This is a genomic window from Bacillus sp. 01N42_2 (genome assembly GCF_056399565.1).
Map to the genome: position 1 here is coordinate 20,271 of NZ_JBFTRO010000002.1, position 24,131 is coordinate 44,401.

General features: G+C 46.9%; 12 protein-coding genes. All 12 read left to right on the forward strand.

Features of this window, described 5'->3' with window-relative positions; translation table 11 throughout:
• Positions 1 to 204 precede the first annotated feature (204 nt).
• The 12 genes from AC1DN5_RS04200 to AC1DN5_RS04255 all read left to right on the forward strand — a co-directional run bounded on the left by AC1DN5_RS04200 (position 205) and on the right by AC1DN5_RS04255 (position 24,111).
• A complete protein-coding gene (locus AC1DN5_RS04200) occupies positions 205 to 975 on the forward strand; it encodes a 6-carboxyhexanoate--CoA ligase (protein ID WP_099744129.1) in 771 nt (256 codons plus the stop codon).
• Positions 972 to 2,318: an adenosylmethionine--8-amino-7-oxononanoate transaminase gene (gene bioA / locus AC1DN5_RS04205; protein WP_366969313.1), complete on the forward strand. Its 1,347-nt coding sequence runs from the start codon at positions 972 to 974 to the stop codon at positions 2,316 to 2,318. The genes AC1DN5_RS04200 and bioA overlap by 4 nt, the downstream gene beginning before the upstream one ends.
• Entirely contained in the window at positions 2,308 to 3,462 is a 1,155-nt protein-coding gene (gene bioF, locus AC1DN5_RS04210) for an 8-amino-7-oxononanoate synthase (RefSeq protein ID WP_016935938.1), read from the forward strand. The genes bioA and bioF overlap by 11 nt, the downstream gene beginning before the upstream one ends.
• Entirely contained in the window at positions 3,459 to 4,160 is a 702-nt protein-coding gene (gene bioD, locus AC1DN5_RS04215; RefSeq protein WP_366969314.1) for a dethiobiotin synthase, read from the forward strand. Before bioF ends, bioD begins: the two co-directional genes overlap by 4 nt.
• Before the next feature lie 2 nt (positions 4,161 to 4,162).
• A complete protein-coding gene (gene bioB, locus AC1DN5_RS04220) occupies positions 4,163 to 5,182 on the forward strand; it encodes a biotin synthase BioB (RefSeq protein ID WP_016935940.1) in 1,020 nt (339 codons plus the stop codon).
• A gap of 1 nt (position 5,183) precedes the next feature.
• On the forward strand, positions 5,184 to 6,380 hold the full coding sequence (locus AC1DN5_RS04225; RefSeq protein ID WP_366969316.1) for a cytochrome P450: 1,197 nt from the start codon (positions 5,184 to 5,186) through the stop codon (positions 6,378 to 6,380).
• Between the two features lie 313 nt (positions 6,381 to 6,693).
• Positions 6,694 to 8,139: a GntP family permease gene (locus tag AC1DN5_RS04230; protein WP_366969317.1), complete on the forward strand. Its 1,446-nt coding sequence runs from the start codon at positions 6,694 to 6,696 to the stop codon at positions 8,137 to 8,139.
• Between the two features lie 24 nt (positions 8,140 to 8,163).
• A complete protein-coding gene (locus AC1DN5_RS04235) occupies positions 8,164 to 8,865 on the forward strand; it encodes a CoA transferase subunit A (RefSeq protein ID WP_366969319.1) in 702 nt (233 codons plus the stop codon).
• 17 nt (positions 8,866 to 8,882) lie between these two features.
• Positions 8,883 to 9,539: a 3-oxoacid CoA-transferase subunit B gene (locus AC1DN5_RS04240; protein WP_366969320.1), complete on the forward strand. Its 657-nt coding sequence runs from the start codon at positions 8,883 to 8,885 to the stop codon at positions 9,537 to 9,539.
• Positions 9,540 to 9,551: 12 nt separating this feature from the next.
• Complete coding sequence (locus AC1DN5_RS04245) at positions 9,552 to 10,337, forward strand: 3-hydroxybutyrate dehydrogenase (protein WP_436627794.1); 786 nt, start codon at positions 9,552 to 9,554, stop codon at positions 10,335 to 10,337.
• 603 nt (positions 10,338 to 10,940) lie between these two features.
• Positions 10,941 to 12,143, forward strand: a complete 1,203-nt coding sequence (gene fabD, locus AC1DN5_RS04250) for an ACP S-malonyltransferase (protein WP_366969321.1) — start codon at positions 10,941 to 10,943, stop codon at positions 12,141 to 12,143.
• A gap of 19 nt (positions 12,144 to 12,162) precedes the next feature.
• Positions 12,163 to 24,111, forward strand: a complete 11,949-nt coding sequence (locus AC1DN5_RS04255; protein ID WP_366969322.1) for a non-ribosomal peptide synthetase/type I polyketide synthase — start codon at positions 12,163 to 12,165, stop codon at positions 24,109 to 24,111.
• Positions 24,112 to 24,131 lie beyond the last annotated feature (20 nt).

The following is a 24,131-nucleotide window of genomic DNA, read 5'->3' on the forward strand; positions in this document are numbered from 1 at the left end:
TATTTGTTGATATCGATTACTTTAGCGGACAGCCTTGAAAAAACAATGACTAAAATATGAACAAAACATGAAAACGTTAAGTTAACAGTTTGATAGATTAGGTTGACATATTTCGAGAGGGGCACTAATATTCTGTATAAGTGTTAACCTTTAATTATTTTGGTTAACATTATTTTTCAAGGCAAGAGAAAGGAGGGGAAAGGAATGGAGGAAGAAACATATTACAGCGTCAGAATGAGAGCTTCCCGAAATGCCTCTCATGAACAGGGCGGGAAACACATTTCCGGCGGAGAACGGCTTATCACTTACAGCGGAATACAGGAAGCGGTGAATGGCTTATTACATAAAGGCTTCTCGCATTCAAGAGGGACACCTGATTTTATGCAGATCCAGCTTGAAAGTGTCAATGAACCGATCAAAACGATCCGCCCTTTGCCGATTACCGTACATCAAACAGATACGGCAGAGAAAGGACAAGCAATCGCCCGTACGCTTTTGCAAAAAGCAGGGATTCCTCCGCGCATGATAGAGAAAGCCTATCAAAACATCGCGGAATATGCAGAAGCAAGAGGAGCGGTCCTGTTTGACATCCGGACAGGAAAACGCATTGACGGCAGAAGGGAAAGAGGTGTGCGGGTGTCCCGAATGGATTGGCCGGCACACGATTTTCAAAAATGGGCTTTAGATCACAACATGCCGGAAAATTCACGAATCAAAGAAGCACATGCCATCGCGGCAAAGGTTTGCGAGCATCCGGGAATCATAGCTGAAGTGTGCTGGTCAGATGACCCTGATTACATAACGGGCTACGTTGCCTCAAAAGAGCTGGGCTATCAGCGGATTACCAAGATGAAGAATGACGGCGATGAGAGCGGCTGCCGGATTTTCTTTACAGATGGAATCACAGATACAGAGAGCTGTATCCATTTTTTAGAGAAACAGCCTGTATTCATTCAGCGGGAGGGGAACATATGAAACAATCAATGATTGAAAAAAGCAAAAAGCATCTTTGGCTGCCTTTCACACAAATGAAAGATTACGATGAGGATCCGTTAATGATTGAAAGTGGAAACGGAATCATGCTGAAAGACACAAGCGGCAAAGAATACTATGACGGCTTTTCCTCAGTATGGCTCAATGTACACGGCCACCGCAAAAAAGAAATGGATGAGGCGATTCAAAAACAGCTTAAAAAAATCGCTCATTCGACCTTGCTGGGCATGACGAATGTTCCCGCGACAGAACTTGCCGAGATGCTGACGGGCATTGCACCTGAAAATCTGACACGTGTTTTTTACTCTGACAGCGGAGCGGAAGCAATGGAAATCGCTCTGAAAATGGCCTTTCAATACTGGAAAAACATAGGGAGGCCCAAAAAGCAGACATTCATTTCGATGCAGAACGGCTATCACGGCGATACGATCGGAGCGGTCAGCGTCGGTTCTATTGAACTCTTTCACCATGTATACGGCCCGCTGATGTTTGAAAGCTACAAAGCGCCGATTCCTTACGTATACAGATCTGAAAGCGGCGACCCCGTACAGTGCCGGGATGAATGTCTGAACGCGCTCGAACAGCTGCTCGCAAAGCATCACGAAGAGATTGCCGCACTTACGATTGAATCGATGGTGCAAGGCGCATCCGGCATGATCGTCATGCCTGAAGGTTTTCTGGCAGGCGTACGAAAGCTGTGTACGGCATATGATGTGTTAATGATCGTTGACGAAGTGGCGACGGGGTTCGGCCGCACCGGAAAAATGTTTGCCTGTGAGCATGAAAATGTCCAGCCGGACTTGATGGCGGCAGGGAAAGGAATTACGGGAGGCTATTTGCCGATCGCTGTGACGTTTGCCACAGAAGCCATTTATAAAGCCTTCTACGATGACTACGACAAAATGAAAACATTTTTCCACGGCCACTCCTATACAGGAAATCAGCTGGGCTGTGCCGCGGCAATTGAAAATCTCCGTTTATTTGAATCAGAGCGCATCGTTGAACAAGTTGCCGAAAAATCAAAAACGGCAGCGATGTTTCTTCATGATCTGAAGCAGCTTCCTCATGTCGGCGATGTCCGCCAGCTCGGTTTCATGTGCGGCATAGAGCTCGTGCAGGATAAGGGGACAAAACAGCCTTACCCGCCTGAAAAGCGTGTTGGATATAAGGTGTCTTTGAAAATGAGAGAGCTCGGTATGCTGACGAGGCCGCTCGGAGACGTAATCGCCTTTCTTCCGCCGCTCGCCAGCACGACTGATCAGTTAAAAGCCATGATCTCCATTATGAAAGAAGCGATAGCCGAGGTGACCGGCCGTGGATTTTGACGGATGGCTCTTCGAAAGGCTCGATGCGGTGAAAAGAGACGGGCTGTATCGGACGCTGCGGAAACAGGAAACCGCTCTCAAAAACAAAGGGGAAAAGATCTGGGCATCCAATGACTATTTAGGCCTGTCTAAAGATGAGCGCCTGATCACAGCCGCGCAAACGGCGCTAAACTGCTTCGGAGCAGGAAGCAGCGGTTCCCGGTTAACGACAGGAAATACTTTTTGGCATGAAACACTTGAACAAACAATCGCAGATTTTAAACAGACGGAAGCTGCTTTATTGTTTTCCAGCGGTTACTTGGCAAATATCGGCGTGCTTGCTTCACTGCCTCAAAAAGGCGATGTCATTTTAAGCGATCAATTGAACCATGCGAGCATTGTTGACGGCTGCCGTTTATCGAAAGCGGAAACCATAGTGTACCGCCATATTGATATGGCTGATCTTGAGGAAAAACTTGCCTCCGTCCAGTCCAGGAACCGCCGCTTTATCGTCACGGACGGCGTCTTCAGCATGGACGGCACCATTGCGCCTCTTGACCGCATAATGGCGCTTGCAAAGCAGTATCAGGCATTTGTGATAGCAGATGACGCGCATGCAACCGGTGTACTCGGGGAAAACGGCGGGGGAACCAGTGAATATTTTGGTGTTTGTCCTGATGTTGTCATCGGCACGTTAAGTAAAGCGGTCGGAACGGAAGGAGGTTTTGCCGCGGGGTCAAACATTTTCATTGATTTTTTGCTGAATCATGCGCGGACGTTTATTTTTCAGACGGCCCTTCCGCCGGCAATTTGTGCGGCTGCCCATACGGCATTTGACATCATATCAGATATGTACGATACGCGCCGTGAACTGCTGTCGTCTGTCAAAACGATCAAAACCCGTCTGGCCGATATGGGTTTTACCGTAAGAGGCGGAGATACACCAATCATCGCCGTCATCATCGGTGATGCAAAAACAGCGGTTTCAGTTGCTGCACTGCTGGAGAAAAAGGGAATCTGCGCCCCGGCCATCCGCCCGCCATCCGTTCCTGACGGCGAAAGCAGAATCAGGCTGACCGTCACGGCGGACCGCAGCTTACAGGACATAGATGGGCTTACAGAAGCATTTGATTCCATTAGAAAAGAGCTGAATATAAACAAATGAGAAGTTTTTTTGTCACAGGAACAGATACGGGCGTCGGAAAAACTATCGTCTCTTGCGGACTAGCCGCGGCATTCAGGCAGAAACGTGCGGATGTCGGAGTGTTTAAGCCGTTTTTAAGCGGGGTGCCGCGGACTCATCCGGAAAGTGACACCTCGCTCTTGAAAGACATGTCACAAACCGCACTGTCTCATGAAGAGATTACGCCATTTGAATGGAAAGAGCCGCTTGCACCGTACACGGCCGCCATGCTTGAAGGAAAATCCGTGAGCATGGAGGAGGTCACGGCCCACTGGAGAAAGATCAAAAATCGTCATGAGTGTTTCATCGTCGAAGGGGCCGGCGGCATTTCCGTCCCGCTTGGTGAAAATTATTTAGTCAGTCATCTGATAAAAGCCTTGGAATTGCCGGCAGTGATTGTGGCCAGGCCTGATCTCGGAACCATCAACCACACGTATTTAACCGTTGAATATGCGAAAAACATGGGGATAGAGGTTCTCGGCATCATTATCAACGGCGTAAAGAGCCGGCCGGGGCTGGACGAAAAGACAAACCCGAGCATGATTGAAACATTATGCAAAGTTCCGATTTTGGGAATCACACCAAAGCTGGATCTCGTTTCAGCAGAAAACATTCAACACATGATTGAGAAACATGTAGATGTTTCCTCTTTCATGAATCTGACACAAATGGGGAGATAAACATGAATCAATGGATGGATCTTGCAGAGAGAGTGCTGGACGGGGCGGAAGTAACGAACCAGGAAGCGCTTGCCATTTTAAATTGCCCTGATGAGGATCTTTTATTGCTGATGCATGCCGCTTTTCATATTAGAAAACGATTTTACGGAAAAAAGGTAAAGCTGAATATGATTATGAATGCAAAGTCAGGCCTGTGTCCCGAAAATTGCGGGTACTGTTCACAATCTGCAATATCAAAAGCGCCGATTGAGTCTTATCGGATGGTGGATAAGCATATATTGCTTAAAGGGGCAAAACGCGCCCATGACCTGAATATAGGAACATACTGCATCGTCGCCAGCGGCCGGGGACCGTCAAACAGAGAAGTAGACCAAGTGGTTGATGCTGTCAAAGAAATAAAAGAAACGTACGGTTTGAAAATCTGCGCATGCCTCGGTCTGCTGAAGCCGGAACAGGCAGAGCGGCTGAAACAGGCAGGAGTCGACCGGTACAATCATAACATCAATACGTCACAAAGGAATCACGCAAACATTACGACCTCACACACGTATGACGACAGGGTCAATACGGTACAAATGGCGAAACAATCAGGGATGTCACCTTGTTCGGGTGTCATCGTCGGCATGAAAGAGACGAAACAGGACGTCATTGATATGGCGAACAGCTTGAAAGCGCTTGACGCCGACAGCATCCCGGTTAATTTTCTGCATGCGATTGACGGAACTCCGTTAGAAGGAGTAAGCGAATTAAATCCGGTGTATTGCCTGAAAGTGCTCGCCTTGTTCCGTTTTATCAATCCGGCAAAAGAAATCCGTATCTCAGGAGGACGGGAAGTCAACCTGCGTTCGCTGCAGCCGCTCGGCCTGTACGCGGCAAACTCTATATTCGTCGGTGATTACTTAACAACCTCAGGACAGCATGAAACAGAGGATCATAAAATGCTCCATGATCTAGGTTTTGAAGTTGAATCCGTCGAAGAAATGAAAGCCGGCTTACAATCCGCCTGCAAAACGGAGGTATAAGATGACGGCGGGCGTATCAATTTCACATCCGTCCCTCCAGGCGGATTCAGATTTTTGGAATAACCCTTACCCGTTTTATGACAACCTGCGGGCCATTGATCCTGTTTATAAAGGAACTGTATTAAAATATCCGGGCTGGTATGTCACCGGGTATAAAGAGGCGGAAGCGATTCTGAAAGACAACCGGTTTAAAAACCGTGTTCCTCTTCCGGAAGCTTCAACGAAATATCAAAATCTATCGCATATCCAGCACGATATGCTGTTATTTAAAAATCAATCAGACCATAAGCGGATCCGGATGGTTATAGGGAAAGAATTCACCGCAAAGACGGCGGAATCACTCCGCCCCTGTATAAAAGAAACGGCGCATGACTTATTGGATCAAGTCCAAAACAAAAAAAACGCAGACCTTGTTTCAGAGTTTGCCTTTCCATTGGCAAGCCTCATCATTGCGAAGATACTCGGAGTGCCGAAAGAGGAGAGATATCAATTCAGACAATGGACGGCAGACGTCATTCAGGCCATTGATTTTACCCGGTCAAGAAAGACGTTAGTCAGAGCAAGCGGCACCGCAGGCAGGATGACGTCATATTTCAGAGATTTGATTCACAAGCGGAAAATCCAGCCTCAGGAAGACTTGATCAGCAGGTTTATTGTAGAAGAACAGCTTTCAAAAGAGGAAGTACTCGCGACATGTGTATTACTTATCATAGCCGGACACGAGACGACGGTAAACCTCATAAGCAACGGTGTGTATACTTTATTGAAACACCCTGAACAGCTTAGCGCACTGAGAGAAAACCCCTCGCTTATTGAAACTGCAGTCGAGGAATGTTTGCGTTATGACAGCCCTACACAGCTGACGGCCCGCACCGCTTCAGAAGACTGCGAAATAAATGGAAAGATCATAAAAAAAGGAGAGCAGGTATATATCCTTTTAGGTGCAGCCAATCGCGATCCAAGCATATTCGATCAGCCTCACAAAATGGACATTGAAAGAAAACCGAATCGGCATCTTGCATTCGGAAAGAACGCCCATTTTTGCGTAGGTTCACGATTAGCGCACATTGAAGCGCAAATAGCCATTCTCGCGCTGTTAGAGCGGATGCCTAAGCTTCGGCTGGCTGCACCCAAGCTTGAATACCGGAAGCTCATTGGTTTTAGGTCACTCACAGAGCTTCCAGTTGTCATCGGCTGATGACCATGCAGGAGGGGCGGATTTTACCAGTTCCTCCTGCAGGAAATAAATGAAAGAAAAAAGAATACATATTTATAAAGCAAAAATCCTCTCTCTCATATTCAAAAAAACTCACCGCTCAGCCATTCAATATAACGTAACAAGGGCTTCCTTTTCTTTCCGCCAAAACGGAAACTTCCGATTGTCCGGAATTCATTCGTTTAAAAAAAACGGAAAACCAAGCATGATGTAAGCTTGGCATGGTTGTTGCATTTTCTTCCTTCGAATCAATTTGTAAGCGTTTGCTATCATGAAGCAGAAAAGAGGGGGATTTGTGGACATTGTCATTATTTTATTGGCATTATGCTTGCTGATGATTGTTGCTTACCGGGGTTTTTCAGTCATTTTATTTGCCCCGATTTGCGCGCTGTTTGCTGTGCTTCTGACAGATCCGAGCTTCGTACTTCCTTTCTTCTCGAATATATTTATGGAGAAGATGGCGGGCTTTATTAAGCTGTATTTTCCTGTATTTCTTTTGGGGGCTGTTTTTGGCAAGATTGTTGAAATATCCGGGCTCGCCGAGTCGATTGCGAAAACAATCGTCAGGCTTGTGGGAGCAAAAAGAGCCATTCTCGCCATCGTCTTAATGGGTGCGATTTTAACGTACAGCGGCGTCAGTCTCTTCGTAGCGGTGTTTGCCGTCTATCCGTTTGCTAAAAACCTATTTATGAAAGCTGATATTCCCAAACGTCTGATACCCGGAACGATTGCATTGGGCGCTTTTACATTTACAATGGATGCGCTTCCCGGCACACCGCAAATTCAAAATGTCATTCCGACAGCATTTTTTAAAACAAACATTTATGCCGCTCCCTGGCTCGGACTGATTGGTGCAGCGTTTGTGCTTACGGCCGGGATGTTTTATTTAGAATTCCGGCGCAAGAAAGCGGCCGATGCAGGAGAAGGCTATGCTGGGTTTCCGTCTGAAGTTTCCGCTGCAAAGGAATCCTCAGGTCTGGCTTATGAAAAAAACACGCCTGATTTACCGCAGGAGGCAGAACCCAGTACCGCGCGGCAAGTGCTCGCCTTTATTCCGCTTATCCTTGTCGGGGTATTGAACAAATGCTTCACGATGTGGCTCCCGCATTGGTATCCCGCCGGATTTGATTTTGCGCCGCTCGGTTTAGAAGCGTTCGGAAAGATTGATCTTTCTTCCGTCACTGCGATCTGGTCAGTAGAGCTCGCACTGTTCATCGGTATCATGACAACGATTTTGTTCGATTGGAAAAAAGTGCTCTTCAATTTGAAGGAAGGACTGAATGAGGGCATCGGGGGCGCCTTGCTGGCGTCAATGAATACAGGAGCCGAATACGGATTTGGCGGCATCATTGCAGCGCTTCCCGGCTTCAAAGCAGTCAGCAGCGGCATATCGCAGACGTTTACTGATCCGCTTGTCAATGGAGCGGTGACGACCACTGCGCTTGCCGGGATTACAGGGTCGGCCTCAGGAGGAATGGGCATCGCTTTAAGTACGATGTCCGCAGCGTATACAGAAGCAATCCATACATTTCACATCCCGCCGGAAGTCATGCACCGGGTGATCTCGATGGCCTCCGGCGGGATGGACACTCTTCCGCATAATGGCGCCGTCATTACGCTGCTCGCGGTCACAGGGTTGACTCACCGCCAATCCTACAGAGATATCTTTGCCATTACCGTCATTAAAACAGCGGCTGTGTTTGTCATCATCGGTATTTACAGTCTGACGGGCCTTGTGTAGCCAAAACAGAAAGGGGAAGCGAATATGGGAAAAGGGAAAATCATGGATTCGTTTAAAGAAGCTGCTGAACTGATCAAAGACGGAGATACCCTCATCGCAGGAGGATTCGGCCTGTGCGGCATTCCGGAACAATTAATTCTCGCGATCAGGGACAGCAGCGTGAAAAACCTGACCGTTGTCAGTAATAACTGCGGTGTTGATGACTGGGGGCTGGGCCTCTTGCTTGCAAATCGGCAGATCAAAAAAATGGTCGCATCCTATGTGGGAGAAAACAAAACCTTTGAACGGCAGTTTTTAAGCGGGGAGCTGGAAGTCGAATTGGTTCCCCAAGGAACGCTCGCAGAACGAATTCGCGCGGGAGGGGCGGGCATCCCGGGTTTTTATACATCTGCGGGCGTCGGGACATCAGTAGCCGAAGGAAAAGAACAGAAGACATTTGAAGGACGCACCTATCTTCTGGAGAAAGGAATTACAGGGAACGCCGCCATCGTAAAGGCCTGGAAAGCTGATCCTCTGGGCAACCTGGTTTTCAGAAAGACGGCGAGAAACTTCAATCCGCTCGCTGCCATGGCAGGCAAAGTGACGATTGCAGAGGCTGAAGAAATCGTCGATATCGGAGAGCTTGATCCGGATCACATTCATACACCGGGTATCTTTGTTCAGCATGTGCTCAAAAGCACAACACAAGAAAAACGGATCGAACGCCGCACCGTCCGGGAAGCATGAAGAAGGGAGCTGATCTCATGAAAGATGGCAGAAAACGAATGATCGCACGGGCAGTAAAGGAAATTAAAGACGGAATGAATGTGAATTTAGGGATAGGCATGCCGACGCTTGTCGCCAATGAAATCCCGGATCATTACAATGTGATGCTTCAGTCGGAAAACGGCTTGCTCGGAATCGGCCCTTATCCCCTTGCCGGAACGGAGGACCCAGATCTTATTAACGCCGGGAAAGAAACCATTACCGAAGTCAAAGGAGCCTCGTATTTTGACAGTGCCGAATCGTTTGCTATGATTCGCGGGGGGCACATTGATGTCGCCATCCTCGGCGGCATGGAAGTGTCCGAACGGGGAGATTTGGCGAACTGGATGATCCCCGGCAAAATGATTAAAGGAATGGGCGGCGCCATGGACTTGGTTCACGGAGCAAAACGGATCGTTGTCATCATGGAGCATGTGAATAAATATGGAGAGCCCAAAGTGAAATCGGAATGTACGCTGCCTTTAACCGGCAGGCAGGTCGTCGATCGGCTGATCACAGATTTGGCGGTATTCGATTTCCGCCAAGGCCGTATGACGCTGACCGAATTGCAGGAAGGCGCGGCATTAGAGGAAGTCCTCGAGAAAACCGAAGGCCGGTTCACTGTCAGTGAAGCATTAACGTCCCGGCGGAAATAAGGAGGTATCATCATGCATTCAATGCTGAAACACAAAACAGCTGTGGTGACAGGGGCAGCCAGAGGAATCGGATTTGAAATCGCTCAAGAATTCACCCGTGAAGGAGCCTCCGTTCTCATAGCGGATGTTAATGAACAGGCGGGAAAAGAAGCTGCTGCAAAACTCAGCGGAGAAGGCGCCCATGCCATCAGCATCACGTGTGATGTAACAGATGAAAAACAAACGGCCGATATGATTCAAACAGCTCTGACAGAATTCGGCCGGCTCGATATTCTCGTAAATAACGCGGGCATTCAGCATATCGCGCCCATCGAGGAATTTCCCGCGGAACAGTTTGAAAGACTCATCCGTGTCATGCTGACTGGACCGTTTCTCACCATGAAACATGCATTCCCCGCAATGAAAAAACAGCAGTTCGGACGGATCATCAATATGGCGTCTGTCAACGGACTGATCGGCTTTTACGGAAAAGCGGCATATAACAGCGCCAAGCATGGCGTCATCGGCTTAACGAAAGTCGGCGCACTTGAAGGCGCGGCTGACGGCATTACCGTCAATGCGCTTTGCCCAGGATATGTGGACACTCAGCTTGTCCGCAATCAGTTAAAGGATATTTCCGCAACAAGGAATGTACCGTACGAACGGGTGCTGGAGGACGTCATCTTTCCGCTCGTTCCCCAAAAACGGCTGCTGTCAGTGAAGGAAATTGCGGATTACGCCGTATTTTTAGCCAGCGACAAAGCAAAAGGCGTCACCGGTCAGGCCGTCGTTATGGACGGCGGTTATACCGCTCAATAGTTCTGATACCCATGAAAAAACAGCCGTTTTGAGCGGCTGTTTTTTTCTGTCCAAATAAGATTGGGGTTCTTGATAAGCAAGATGGTGAATGCTGACGGAAGGTTACAAAACAATGTAAACAAAAAACAGCCGGAATTTAATCGATTGAGAATGCATCAATCGGTATCGGAGCAGGATCATCCATATGTTCTGCACCGCATTTCACTGCAGATTTTCCTCTTCCAATCCCATTCCTGCACAACCAGTTTACAATCCTTCACAGATATACAAATGAACTTTTACAATAAACAGAAAAGATGTAATTTCTGACACAATTATGCCTATATACCCAAAAAATATGAAACATTAAGGGCGCTCCCTAAGTGAAGAAGAGTCGGAAACAGGCTTCCGGCCCGGCTCTCATCACCTCTCTTTAAGACTGATTTTTCAGTGTCAGCTCCATCTTATATTTTATGAACAATTATAACCAGTTCGTTTGTGAAATCGAACAATAACTCCTCCGAAAGTATTCTATACACCTTTGTTATAATCATGCTACGATGTTATATAAAGGGATATATTGTATGATATTGGATCAATGTTCAATGCGATCGGAGGGAGCTCATGAACAATCTTGCCTTTTTATTTCCTGGACAAGGATCTCAATTTGTAGGAATGGGCAAACAATTTTGGAATGATTTTGCGGTCGCAAAAAGATTATTTGAAGAAGCTGGCGACGCGATCTCCTTGGATATAAAAAAGCTGTGTTTTACCGGTGATATGAATGAATTAACAAAAACAATGAATGCGCAGCCCGCTATTTTAACGGTCAGTGTGATTGCGTTTCAAGTGTATATGCAAGAAATAGGGGTTAAGCCGCGCTTTCTTGCAGGTCACAGCTTAGGAGAATACTCGGCGCTTGTCTGTGCCGGCGCCCTTTCTTTTCATGATGCCGTTACACTTGTAAGGCGGCGGGGAATTCTTATGCAAAATGCGGATCCTCAACAGCAGGGGACGATGGCTGCCGTGACCCGGCTCTCTCTTCAAACATTGCAAGAAATGTGTGCGAAAGTGTCGACAGAAGACTTTCCGGCAGGTGTAGCCTGCATGAATTCAGACCGGCAGCATGTCATTTCCGGACATCAGCAAGCTGTGGAGCGTGTCATCAGGATGGCGGAGGAAAAGGGGGCGGCATACACTTATTTAAATGTAAGTGCACCTTTTCACAGCTCAATGATAAGATCGGCATCCGAACAATTCCAGAGTGCTTTACAGCAGTATTCCTTCCGGGATGCCGCATGGCCAATCATTTCAAATGTCACCGCGCGCCCTTACAGCAGCGGAAATTCGATCTGCGAACATCTCAAGCAGCACATGACGATGCCGGTAAGATGGGCGGAATCAATGCATTACTTGCTTTTACAAGGAGTCACGGAAGTCATCGAAATGGGGCCGAACAATGTCTTATCCGGTCTGCTGAAAAAAATAACGAATCACATTGTACCTTATCCCTTTGGACAGACATCTGATATTCACCCGCTTTCCAATTCAGCGGAAAGAAAGAAGCATATTGTCCGTTTACGCAAAAAACAACTGAATAAATTGATGATTCAATCCATCATTGCTCGAAATTACAACAAGGATTCATTGGCTTATTCCAACCTGACGAACCCATTATTTACGCAAATCCAAGAGCTGAAAGAGAGAATGGAAAGACATGAAGAAGAGCTTTCAGAACAAGAGCTCGAACATTCGATCCATTTATGCAAATTAATTTGCGAGGCTAAACAGCTTCCGGCTTGGGAAGAATTGCGGATTTTAAAATAAAGCGCCCAGGAGGGGACCTATGTATACCAGTCAATTCCAAACCTTAGTAGATGTCATTCGGGAAAGAAGCAATATCTCTGATCGCGGAATCCGTTTTATCGAATCCGATAAAAAAGAGACGGTTGTCTCTTACCGCCAATTGTTTGAAGAAGCGAAAGGCTTTCTTGGCTATTTACAGCATATCGGCATTCAGCCGAAGCAGGAAATTGTATTTCAAATCCAAGAAAACAAATCATTTGTCGTTGCTTTTTGGGCTTGTATATTAGGAGGAATGATCCCGGTACCGGTCAGTATCGGAGAAGATGATGACCATAAGCTGAAGGTGTGGCGCATTTGGAATATATTAAATCATCCGTTTCTGATTGCCTCTGAAAAAGTATTGGACAAAATAAAGAAATACGCTGCAGAACACGATTTACAGGATTTCCATCATCAATTAAACGAAAAATCTGACATCATTCAAGATCAAACCTACGATTACCCCGCTTCGTTTTATGAACCTGATGCGGATGAACTGGCTTTTATCCAATTTTCTTCCGGATCGACAGGAGATCCAAAAGGAGTCATGTTAACGCATCACAACTTAATACATAACACGTGCGCCATTGGGACTGCCCTAGCCATTCATTCGAAAGACTCTTTCTTATCATGGATGCCTTTAACGCATGATATGGGGCTCATCGCCTGCCACCTTGTTCCCTTCATAACCGGAATCAATCAAAATCTAATGCCTACAGAATTATTTATTCGCAGACCTATTCTTTGGATGAAAAAAGCTCATGAACATAAAGCCAGTATTCTATCCTCTCCTAATTTCGGGTACAACTACTTCCTTAAATTTCTGAAAAACGAACCAGACTGGGATTTATCCCATATCAAAGTCATCGCAAACGGTGCAGAACCGATATTGCCGGAGCTCTGTGACGAATTTTTGAAAAGATGCGCAGCATTCAATCTGAAAAGATCAGCCATTTTGAATGTTTACGGTTTAGCGGAAGCTTCGGTTGGCGCAGCGTTTTCTAAAATAGGTAAAGAATTCGTTCCCGTTTATTTGCATCGTGACTATTTGAATCTTGGTGAAAGAGCTGTAAAAGTCAGCAAAGAGGACCAAAATTGCGCTTCATTCGTCGAAGTGGGACAACCCATTGACTATTGTCAGCTTCGGATCTCCGATGAAACAAATGAAAGAGCAGAAGACGGAATCATCGGCCATATCCAGATTAAAGGAGACAATGTGACTCAAGGATATTATAACAACCCCGAAAGTACGGAAAAAGCGCTGACTTCTGACGGCTGGGTAAAAACGGGGGACCTCGGATTCATTAATGAAAGTGGCAACTTAGTCGTAACCGGAAGAGAAAAGGACATTATTTTCGTGAACGGAAAAAATATCTACCCGCACGATATTGAACGGGTTGCGATTGAAATGGAAGAGGTTGACTTAGGAAGGGTTGCCGCCTGCGGTGTATATGACCAAAAGACACAAAGCGGAGAAATCGTGCTCTTTGTTGTTTTCAAAAAATCGCCTGAAAAATTTGCCCCGCTTGTCAAAGAGATCAAAAAGCATTTATACCAGCGGGGCGGCTGGAGCATAAAAGAAGTACTCCCGATCAAAAAGCTGCCAAAAACGACGAGCGGGAAGGTGAAACGATATGAACTGGCCAGACAGTATGAGGCAGGGGATTTTTCATTAGAGTCTGCCGCCATTAATGAATGTTTGGAGAGCGGCCCGGAAAAAACCGGACAGACTCCCATTCATGAAATCGAAACGGAATTACTGTCTATCTTTTCCGATGTGCTCGATGGGAAAAAGGTTCACCTCACTGACAGTTATTTTGATATGGGCGCAAATTCATTACAGTTATCACAGGCTGCCGAGCGTATAGAACAGAGATTTGGACGCGAGCTTGCCGTCTCCGACCTCTTTACGTATCCTTCTATCACTGATTTAGCGGCATATCTGTCTGAAAGCCGGGCTGAAATCAAGCAGGACGTGACAGCAAAACCAAGCCATGTGACGCCGAAAGATATCGCCATTATCGGGATGTCGCTCAATGTCCCGGGAGCATCGACCAAAAGTGATTTTTGGGATTTGCTAGAAAAAGGAGAGCACAGCATTCGAGAATACCCTGCATCCCGGCTGAAAGATGCGGCGGATTATTTAAAGTCCATCCAAAGTGAATTCAATGAGAATCAGTTTGTGAAGGGCGGTTATTTAGATGAAATCGACCGTTTTGATTATTCGTTTTTCGGTTTAGCGCCTAAAACCGCTCAGTTTATGGATCCTAACCAAAGACTGTTTTTGCAGTCTGCATGGCATGCGATTGAAGATGCGGGCTATGCCGGGGACGGGATAAACGGGAGCCGGGTCGGGGTATATGCAGGGTACTCGAAGGTGGGCTACGATTATGAACGCCTCCTTTCTGCGAATTATCCGGAGGAACTTCAGCAATATATAGTAGGCAATCTTCCTTCCGTGTTAGCCAGCCGGATTGCTTATTTCTTAAATTTAAAAGGGCCGGCGGTCACGGTGGATACGGCCTGCTCTTCATCGCTTGCCGCCGTTCATATGGCATGCAAATCTTTAATTTCCGGCGATTGTGACATGGCTCTTGCCGGCGGGATCCGGACATCGCTCTTGCCGATCCGTATCGGACTTGATATGGAATCCTCGGACGGGTACACGAAAACGTTCAGCAAAGATTCAGACGGCACGGGCTCGGGTGAAGGCGCGGCGGCAGTCCTGTTAAAACCTTTGCAGGATGCAGTTCGCGACGGAGACCATATTTACGGCGTGATTAAAGGAAGCGCCATAAATCAAGACGGAACGACCGCCGGGATTACCGCACCGAATCCGGCAGCTCAGACTGAGGTCATTGAGACGGCCTGGAAAGATGCGGGCATTGCTCCTGAAACGCTGTCTTTCATCGAAGCGCATGGCACCGGAACAAAGCTCGGCGATCCGGTTGAATTCAACGGGCTTTGTAAAGCGTTTGAAAAACACACGGCAAAAAAGCAATTTTGTGCGATTGGTTCTGTTAAATCGAACATCGGTCATTTGTTTGAAGCAGCAGGCATCGTCGGACTGATCAAATCTGTCCTCATGCTGAATCATAAGAAAAACCCGCCTTTAGCGCACTTTAACGAACCTAATCCGCTCATTCATTTTCACTCTTCACCATTTTATGTGAATCAGGAAGCTGCGGAGTTCACATCCGGTGATGAGCCGCTGCGAGGCGGAATCAGCTCGTTCGGTTTTAGCGGAACGAACGCTCATGTGGTATTGGAGGAATATACTTCTCAAAATGAGGATGCACCTGATGACGAACATGAGCCGCACCTATTTGTTTTATCTGCTCATACTGAAAAATCACTCTATGAACTCGCACAGCAGTACCGTCAATATGCAGCAGATGACAGCCAAGCTTCATTGAAGTCCATTTGCTATACAGCCGGCACGGGCAGGGCTCATTTGGATCATGGTATTGCCATGATTGTCTTCAGTAAGCAGGAATTATGTGACAAGCTGACTTCCGTAATCCAAGGAGACAGACATCTTCCCGGAGTATACGTTGGTTATAAGAACTTGAAGGAAATGCTGCCTGCCCATAAAGAGGAGCTGAATAAACAAGCAGCCGCTCTGTTGGAGCAACGTATACGTACGCATGATGAACGGATCGCATGGCTGAATCGCGCCGCCGAATTATTTGTGCAGGGAGCCGTAATAGACTGGAGCGCCATTTACGCCAGTGAAACCGTACAAAAAACGCCATTGCCCCTGTATCCGTTTGAACGGAACCGCTGCTGGGCTGAAGCTGACCAATTGCGCCTAAACGAGGGCCGAGAGAAAGGAGAAGCCGCATTGAACATCAATCAATCGAAGGCGCATATTGAATCCTTCCTGAAAACAGTCATCAGCAATTCTTCTGGAATCAGAGCGGAGGAACTCGATCTGAATGCCCATTTTATCGGGCTCGGAATGGATTCTATCATGCTGTCTCAGGTCAAAAAAGCTATCGCGGACGAATTTGGGATAGACATCCCGATGGATCGTTTTTTTGATACGATGAACAACCTTCAAAGTGTCATCGATTACTTGGCTGAGACTGTTCCATCATCTCATGCATCCGCTCCGGCTCAAGAGAATGTTCCGGCGCAGGAAACACTGGTCATTCCAGAAGCACAGCCTGAATCTGGTCACAGAGAAGATCATCAAGGAAATATGCTCGAAAAAATAATTGCTTCTCAGAATCAATTAATCCAGGACACCTTGCAAGCTCAGTTAAATAGCTTTAATTTGCTGAGAAACGGCGGTCATCATTCCGATGTGAAAGAACACGATAAAACCCAAGAGAAATCAATTCCTTCTGTCAAGCAGGGGCCTCCGGCTGTCACTGCAGAAAAGACATTGACTCGAGAAACGAAACCTTATGTTCCTTTTCAGCCTCAGAACCTGCATGAACAGGGACACTATACCGCACGGCAAAAACAATATTTAGAAGATTTCATCGTGAAATATGCAGATAAAACGAAAGGTTCCAAACAGTATACGGACAAAACCCGATTTGCTCATGCAAATAATCGCAACTTGTCCAGCTTCCGTTCATATTGGAAGGAAATCGTGTACCCGATTATCGCTGAACGTTCTGACGGTTCCAAGATGTGGGATGTTGACGGCAATGAATACATTGATATCACCATGGGATTCGGGGTTAACCTTTTCGGGCATCATCCTTCCTTTATTACACAAGTTATCGATGATTCAGTCCGTTCATCATTGCCTCCGCTCGGCCCGATGTCGGATGTCGCAGGAGAAGTTGCCGATCGGATCCGCACATGCACTGGGGTGGAAAGGGTCGCTTTCTATAATTCCGGAACAGAGGCTGTCATGGTTGCCCTTCGTTTAGCGCGGGCGGCAACAGGAAGAAAGAAAGTTGTGGCCTTCTCGGGATCTTATCACGGTACGTTTGACGGGGTATTAGGGGTTGCCGGCACTAAAGGCGGAGCCTCGTCTGCGAATCCGCTGGCTCCGGGTATACTGCAGAGCTATATGGATGATTTGATTATTTTACATTACAACAATCCCGATTCGCTCGATGTGATTCGCAGCCTTGGTGATGAATTGGCAGCCGTACTGGTGGAACCTGTACAAAGCCGCAGGCCGGATTTGCAGCCGCGGGCATTTTTGAAAGAATTGCGGGCGATCACGCAGCAATCCGGAACAGCTTTGATTATCGATGAAATTATTACCGGATTTCGGATCGGTCTCGGCGGCGCCCAGGAATGGTTCGGTATTCAGGCTGATTTAGTGACCTACGGAAAAATCATCGGCGGCGGACAGCCGTTAGGGATTGTTGCCGGAACAGCTGAGTTCATGAATGCGATCGACGGGGGAACCTGGCAGTATGGGGACGATTCCTATCCGCAAGATGAGGCGAAACGCACGTTTGTGGCCGGCACATTCAATACTCACCCGCTTACCATGAGAATGTCGTTAGCCGTGCTTCGCCATTTACAAACCGAGGGAGAACACCTGTATGAACAGCTGAATCAAAAAACAGCCTCCCTGGTTGATCGGCTAAATCGCTTCTTTGAACAATCGCAAGTGCCTATCCGCATGGTTCAATTCGGTTCTTTATTCCGGTTTGTCTCATCGCTTGATAACGACTTGTTCTTTTACCATCTCAATTATAAAGGGATCTATGTGTGGGAAGGACGCAACTGCTTCCTATCCACGGCGCATACCGCGGATGATATTGAACACATCATTCAAGCTGTTAAAGACACGGTGAAGGATCTTCGCCGAGGCGGATTTATTCCGGAAGGCCCGGATTCTCCTGATGACGGCGGACATAACAAATCAGGGGCGTACGAGCTTTCAGATGAACAAAAACAATTGGTTATGGCATCCCATTATGGGAATGAAGCTTCTGCAGCTTTAAACCAGTCCATTATGCTGAAAGTAAAGGGCGAACTGCAGCATACACCATTAAAACAAGCCGTCCGGCATATCGTCGACCGTCATGAAGCTTTACGTACGGTGATTCATCCCGATGACGAAGTACAGCAAGTGCAGGAACGGATGACTATAGAAATACCTGTCATTGATTTTACCGGTCACCCGGAAGAGCAGCGGGAAACAGAAATTCAGAAATGGCTGACTGAAGATGCCAAGCGGCCGTTTCACTTCCAAGAACAAAAGCCCTTGTTTCGAATCCATGTGCTTACATCGGCTCACAATGAACATCTGATTGTGCTCACGTTCCATCATATCATTGCCGATGGATGGTCGATCGCCGTTTTTGTTCAAGAGCTGGAGAGCAGCTACGCGGCAATCGTACAAGGAAAATCAATTCAGCAAAAAGAGGCCGCTGCTTCATTTCGCCAATATTTAGACTGGCAGCAGGCGCAAATTGACAGCAGCCATTATGAAGAAGGAGTCCGGTATTGGCGGCATCATTTCTCAGAACCGATACAGCAGGCAGTCCTGCCGGGCGCCGCTTCTGCCCGCCATCAGAACGGATACGAGGGAGACCGGTGTACCGTCCGGCTTGGGCGGCCTTTAAGCGAGGCCTTAAAGTCTTTAAGCATTCGGATGAAAAATAGCGTATTTGTAACGCTGCTTGGTGCATTTCACCTTTTTCTGCACCAGCTTACCAAACAGACGGGCCTTGTAATCGGGATGCCGACAGCCGGTCAATCCCATATGAAACAGCATGATCTGATTGGAAATTGCGTCAATATGATTCCGGTAAAAAACACGGCTTCTTCAGAAAGCACTTTATCCGGCTATATGGACCGGATGAAAGAAAACGTGAATCAAGCCATGCGCCATCAAGCCGTTCCGATGACACTGGCGGCCAGAGAACTTCCGCACGATCATGTGCCGGCCATGCGTATTATTTTTAATTTGGACAGGCCTTTTCGAAAGCTTCACTTCGGAAAGGCGGAAGCTGAGCTCGTTGCTTACCCTATGAAATGCATTTCATACGATCTCTTTCTTAACGTAACGGATGTGGATCAAGAATACATTCTTGATTTTGATTTTAATACGAATGTCGTCAGTCCGGAGATCATGAAAAAGTGGGGAGCGGGCTTCACGACATTGCTGCAAAAGATGGTTGAGGGGGATTCAGTCCCTCTTAACGCCTTGGTGATGTTTTCCGATGAAGAACAGCATCATTTACAAGAACTTTACGCCGAACACCAAAAGCGGGTTTCTTCAATTGTAAGCAATACGGAAAACCTTGCTGATGCCTACGAGGCGCCGGCAAATGAAACGGAGCGGCAGCTGGCGCAGATTTGGGAGGAGCTTTTCGGCCTTGAGCGGGTTGGCAGATTAGATCGCTTTCTGGAACTGGGAGGAAACTCACTCCAAGCGACGCTTATGCTTTCCAAAGTTCAGAAGACATTTCAGCAAAAAGTTTCCATCGGACAATTTTTCAATCATCAGACTGTTAAGGAATTAGCACGTTTCATTCAGAATGAAACGAAAGTCATGCACCTCCCAATCAAAGCTGCTGAGAAAAAAGCGTATTACCCGACATCGCCGGCGCAGCAAAGAGTCTATTTCCTCCATCAACTGGAGCCCGATCAGCTGGCTCAAAATATGTTCGGCCAAATATCAATTATAGGGAAGTACGATGAGCATGCCTTGATTTCTTCCCTTCAGCAAGTCATAGAGCGGCATGAAGCGTTTCGCACATACTTTGAAATGATAGACGGGGAAATCGTTCAGAAACTTGAAAACGAAGTCGATTTTATCGTTAAAGTCCGGACCATGAGCCGGAACGAATTTGAAGCTTATGCAGACCGATTTGTAAAACCGTTCCGCTTGGAAGAAGCTCCTTTGGTTCGCGCGGAGCTGATCAAGATTGAAAACGAGCAGGCCGAACTGCTCATCGATATGCACCATATCATTTCGGACGGTTATTCCGTCAACATCCTTACAAATGAATTGCTGGCTTTATATCATCAAAAACCGCTACCGGATATTGAATTTGAATATAAAGATTTCGCAGAATGGCAAAACCAATGGCTGAATGAGGATGCCATGAAGCGGCAGGAGGCATATTGGCTGGAACAATTTCAAGACGAAATCCCGGTCCTTCAATTGCCGACAGACGGCTCAAAAGCGGCGGAGCAGTCTTCCGAGGGACAGCGCGTGACGTGCTCCTTACAGCCTGATGTCATCCGTTCGCTGCAAGAGCTGGCGCAAAAAGCGGGAACGACTCTCTATACGGTGATGCTGGCGGCCTACAAAGTGCTGCTACATAAATATACGGGCCAAGAAGACATAGTCGTAGGTACGCCTGCTTCAGGAAGAAATCATCCGGATATTGAAAATATCATCGGTATTTTCATACAAACCATCGGAATCCGAACGAAGCCGCACGCCAATCGAAAGTTCTCGGATTATCTGGAAGAAGTAAAGAGGCAGACGCTTGACGCTTTCGAAAACCAAGACTATCCATTCGACAGGCTTGTGGAGAAATTAAATGTCCAGCGGGAAACAACGGGAACATCGCTGTTTAACACGATGTTTGTATTTCAAAATATTGAATTTCATGAAATCCGGCACGATGAATGTACGTTTAAGGTGAAAGAGCGAAATCCCGGAGTCTCTTTATATGATTTGATGCTGACGGTCGAAGATGCCGGACACCAGATCGAGATGCATTTTGATTTTAAACCGGGACAGTTTGAAAAAGACACCATTGAACAGATCACCAGACACTATATCAGCATATTAAACAGCCTTGTGGAGCAGCCGGAGATGACGCTGTCTTCCGTTCCTATGCTGTCTGAAACCGAACGGCATCAATTGCTGACGGAGTGTAATGACACAAAGACGCCGTATCCGCATAAGGAAACAGTAACCCGATGGTTTGAAAAACAGGCGGCACAGCGGCCCGATCATCCAGCCGTTATTTTTGGCAATGAGCAGTATACGTACAGACAGCTCAATGAACGGGCGAACCAATTGGCGCGGACGTTACGGACAAAAGGCGTACAAGCGGATCAATTCGTTGCCATCCTTTCTCCGCATTGCCTTGAGCTGATTGTTGGAATTTTGGCAGTTCTGAAATCCGGCGGCGCATACGTGCCTATTGACCCTGAATATCCGGAAGATCGGATTCAATATATGCTGAGCGATTCAAAAGCGGAGGTTGTGTTGACACTGCAGAGCCTGCAAGATCAATTACCGTATGATGGTGACGTTGTGCTTTTGGATGAGGAAAGTTCATATCATGAGGACCGCTCGAATCTTGAATCGGATAGCAATGCACATGATTTGGCCTACATGATCTATACGTCGGGTTCTACGGGAAATCCGAAAGGTGTACTCATTGAGCACCAGGGATTGAGTAATTATATTTGGTGGGCGAAAGAGGTTTATGTAAAGGGTGAGAAAACCAACTTCCCATTATATTCTTCCATCTCTTTCGATCTGACGGTGACTTCGATATTTACACCGCTGGCTACAGGAAATACCATCGTTGTCTTCGATGGAGAGGACAAAAGCACCGTGCTTTCTGAGATTATAAAGGACACAAGAATAGACATGATCAAATTGACACCGGCACATTTGCACGTCATCAAGGAGATGAATATAGCAGGCGGCACCGCAATTCGGAAAATGATTGTGGGCGGAGAAAATTTAAGCACCCGTCTGGCCAAAAGTGTCAGCGAGCAGTTTAAAGGCCGGCTGGACATTTTCAATGAATACGGACCGACGGAAGCTGTCGTCGGATGTATGATTTATCACTTCGACGCAGAACGGGACAAGCGGGAATTTGTACCGATCGGCACTCCGGCTGCCAATACGGATATTTATGTGGCCGATGCAAGCAGAAACCTGGTTCCGATCGGTGTAATCGGCGAAATATATATCAGCGGACCGGGTGTGGCCAGAGGGTATTGGAACCGCCCGGATTTAACGGCAGAGAAATTTATTGAAAACCCATTTATACCGGGAGCGAAGATGTACAAAACAGGGGATTTGGCTAAACGATTGAAGGATGGAAATCTTGTATATATTGGGCGCGTTGATGAACAAGTCAAAATCAGGGGACACCGAATCGAGCTTGGTGAAATTGAAGCAGCAATGCATAACGCGGAAGCGGTGCAAAAAGCCGCGGTTACAGTGAAAGAAGAAGAAGACGGCTTAAAACAATTATGCGCGTATTACGTAAGCGACAAGCCTTTAGCGGCTGCGCAGCTTAGGGAACAACTGTCATCGGAGCTTCCTGACTACATGGTTCCTTCTTATTTTGTCCGTCTGGACGATATGCCGTTAACGTCCAACGGGAAAATAAACCGTAAGGCACTGCCCGCGCCAGAAGCGAGTCTTCAGCAGACAGCTGAATATGTTCCGCCGGGCAATGAGGCGGAGTCCAAACTCGCAGATTTATGGCAGGAAGTGCTCGGAATAAGCCGTGCGGGAATTAAACATAATTTCTTTGATCTCGGAGGGAACTCCATTCGCGCAGCGGCCTTAGCCGCCAGAATTCAAAAAGAGCTGGATGTGAATCTGTCTCTAAAAGACATATTCAAGTTTCCTACCATTGAACAATTGGCTGAAAAGACGTTACACATGGACAAAAATCAATATATACCGATCCCGGCCGCAAAGGAAATGTCCTATTATCCGGTTTCTTCAGCTCAGAGACGGATGTATTTGTTAAGTCACGCAGAAGGCGGCGAGCTGACTTACAATATGACAGGTGCCATGAGCGTGGAAGGAGACGTTGATCCCGACCGGTTAAACGACGCTTTTCAAAAATTAATCGAGCGTCATGAAGCGTTGCGCACCAGCTTTGAATTATATGAAGGTGAGCCGGCGCAGCGAATTCATCAGAGCGTCGAATTTACAATAGAACAAATTCAAGCAAGCGAAGAAGAAGCGGAAGACCGTGTGCTTGAATTCATCCAAGCGTTTGATTTAGCCAAACCGCCTCTGATGCGAGCGGGATTAATTGAACTTGAACCTTTGCGGCATGTGCTTGTGGTTGATATGCATCATATCATTTCTGACGGCGTGTCCGTCAATATTATGATGAACGATCTGAGCCGGCTCTACGCAGGGAACCAACCGGACCCGCTTTCAGTTCAATATAAAGATTATGCGGTCTGGCAGCAATCGGACATTCAGAGACGGAACATCAAGAGCCAGGAAGCGTATTGGCTGGATCAGTTTCACGATGACATTCCCGTACTGGATATGCCTGCGGATTATGAGAGACCTGCCATACGCGATTACGAAGGCGAATCATTCGAATTTGTTATACCAGAACACTTGAAACAGCGTTTAAGCCATATGGAAGAAGAAACAGGCGCAACACTGTATATGATTTTATTGGCGGCCTATACGATTCTTTTATCTAAATACAGCGGACAAGAGGATATTATCGTAGGAACGCCGTCTGCCGGGCGGACTCACTTGGATGTGGAGTCCGTTGTGGGAATGTTCGTCAATACGTTAGTCATTCGGAATCACCCGGCGGGCCGTAAAACATTTGATGCCTACTTAAACGAAGTAAAGGAAAACATGCTGAACGCCTATAAAAATCAAGACTATCCGTTGGAAGAATTGATACAGCATTTACATCTTCCGAAAGATTCAAGCCGAAACCCTTTATTCGATACGATGTTTGTGCTGCAAAATCTCGACCAGGCTGAATTGACATTTGATTCCCTGCAGCTCAAGCCGTATCCATTTCATCATCCGGTTGCCAAGTTCGATTTGACCTTGTCGATTCAGGCGGATCACGACAACTATCACGGGCTGTTTGAATATTCGAAAAAACTGTTTAAGAAAAGCAGAATCGAGATTCTATCAAACGACTATTTACACATCCTATCAGCGATTCTGGAACAGCCGGACATTCTGATCGATCAAATCGGATTGAGCGGAAATATTGAGGAAGAAGAGAACGCGCTTGATTCTATTCAATTGAACTTTTAGGGAATAGCATTTATTTCTTT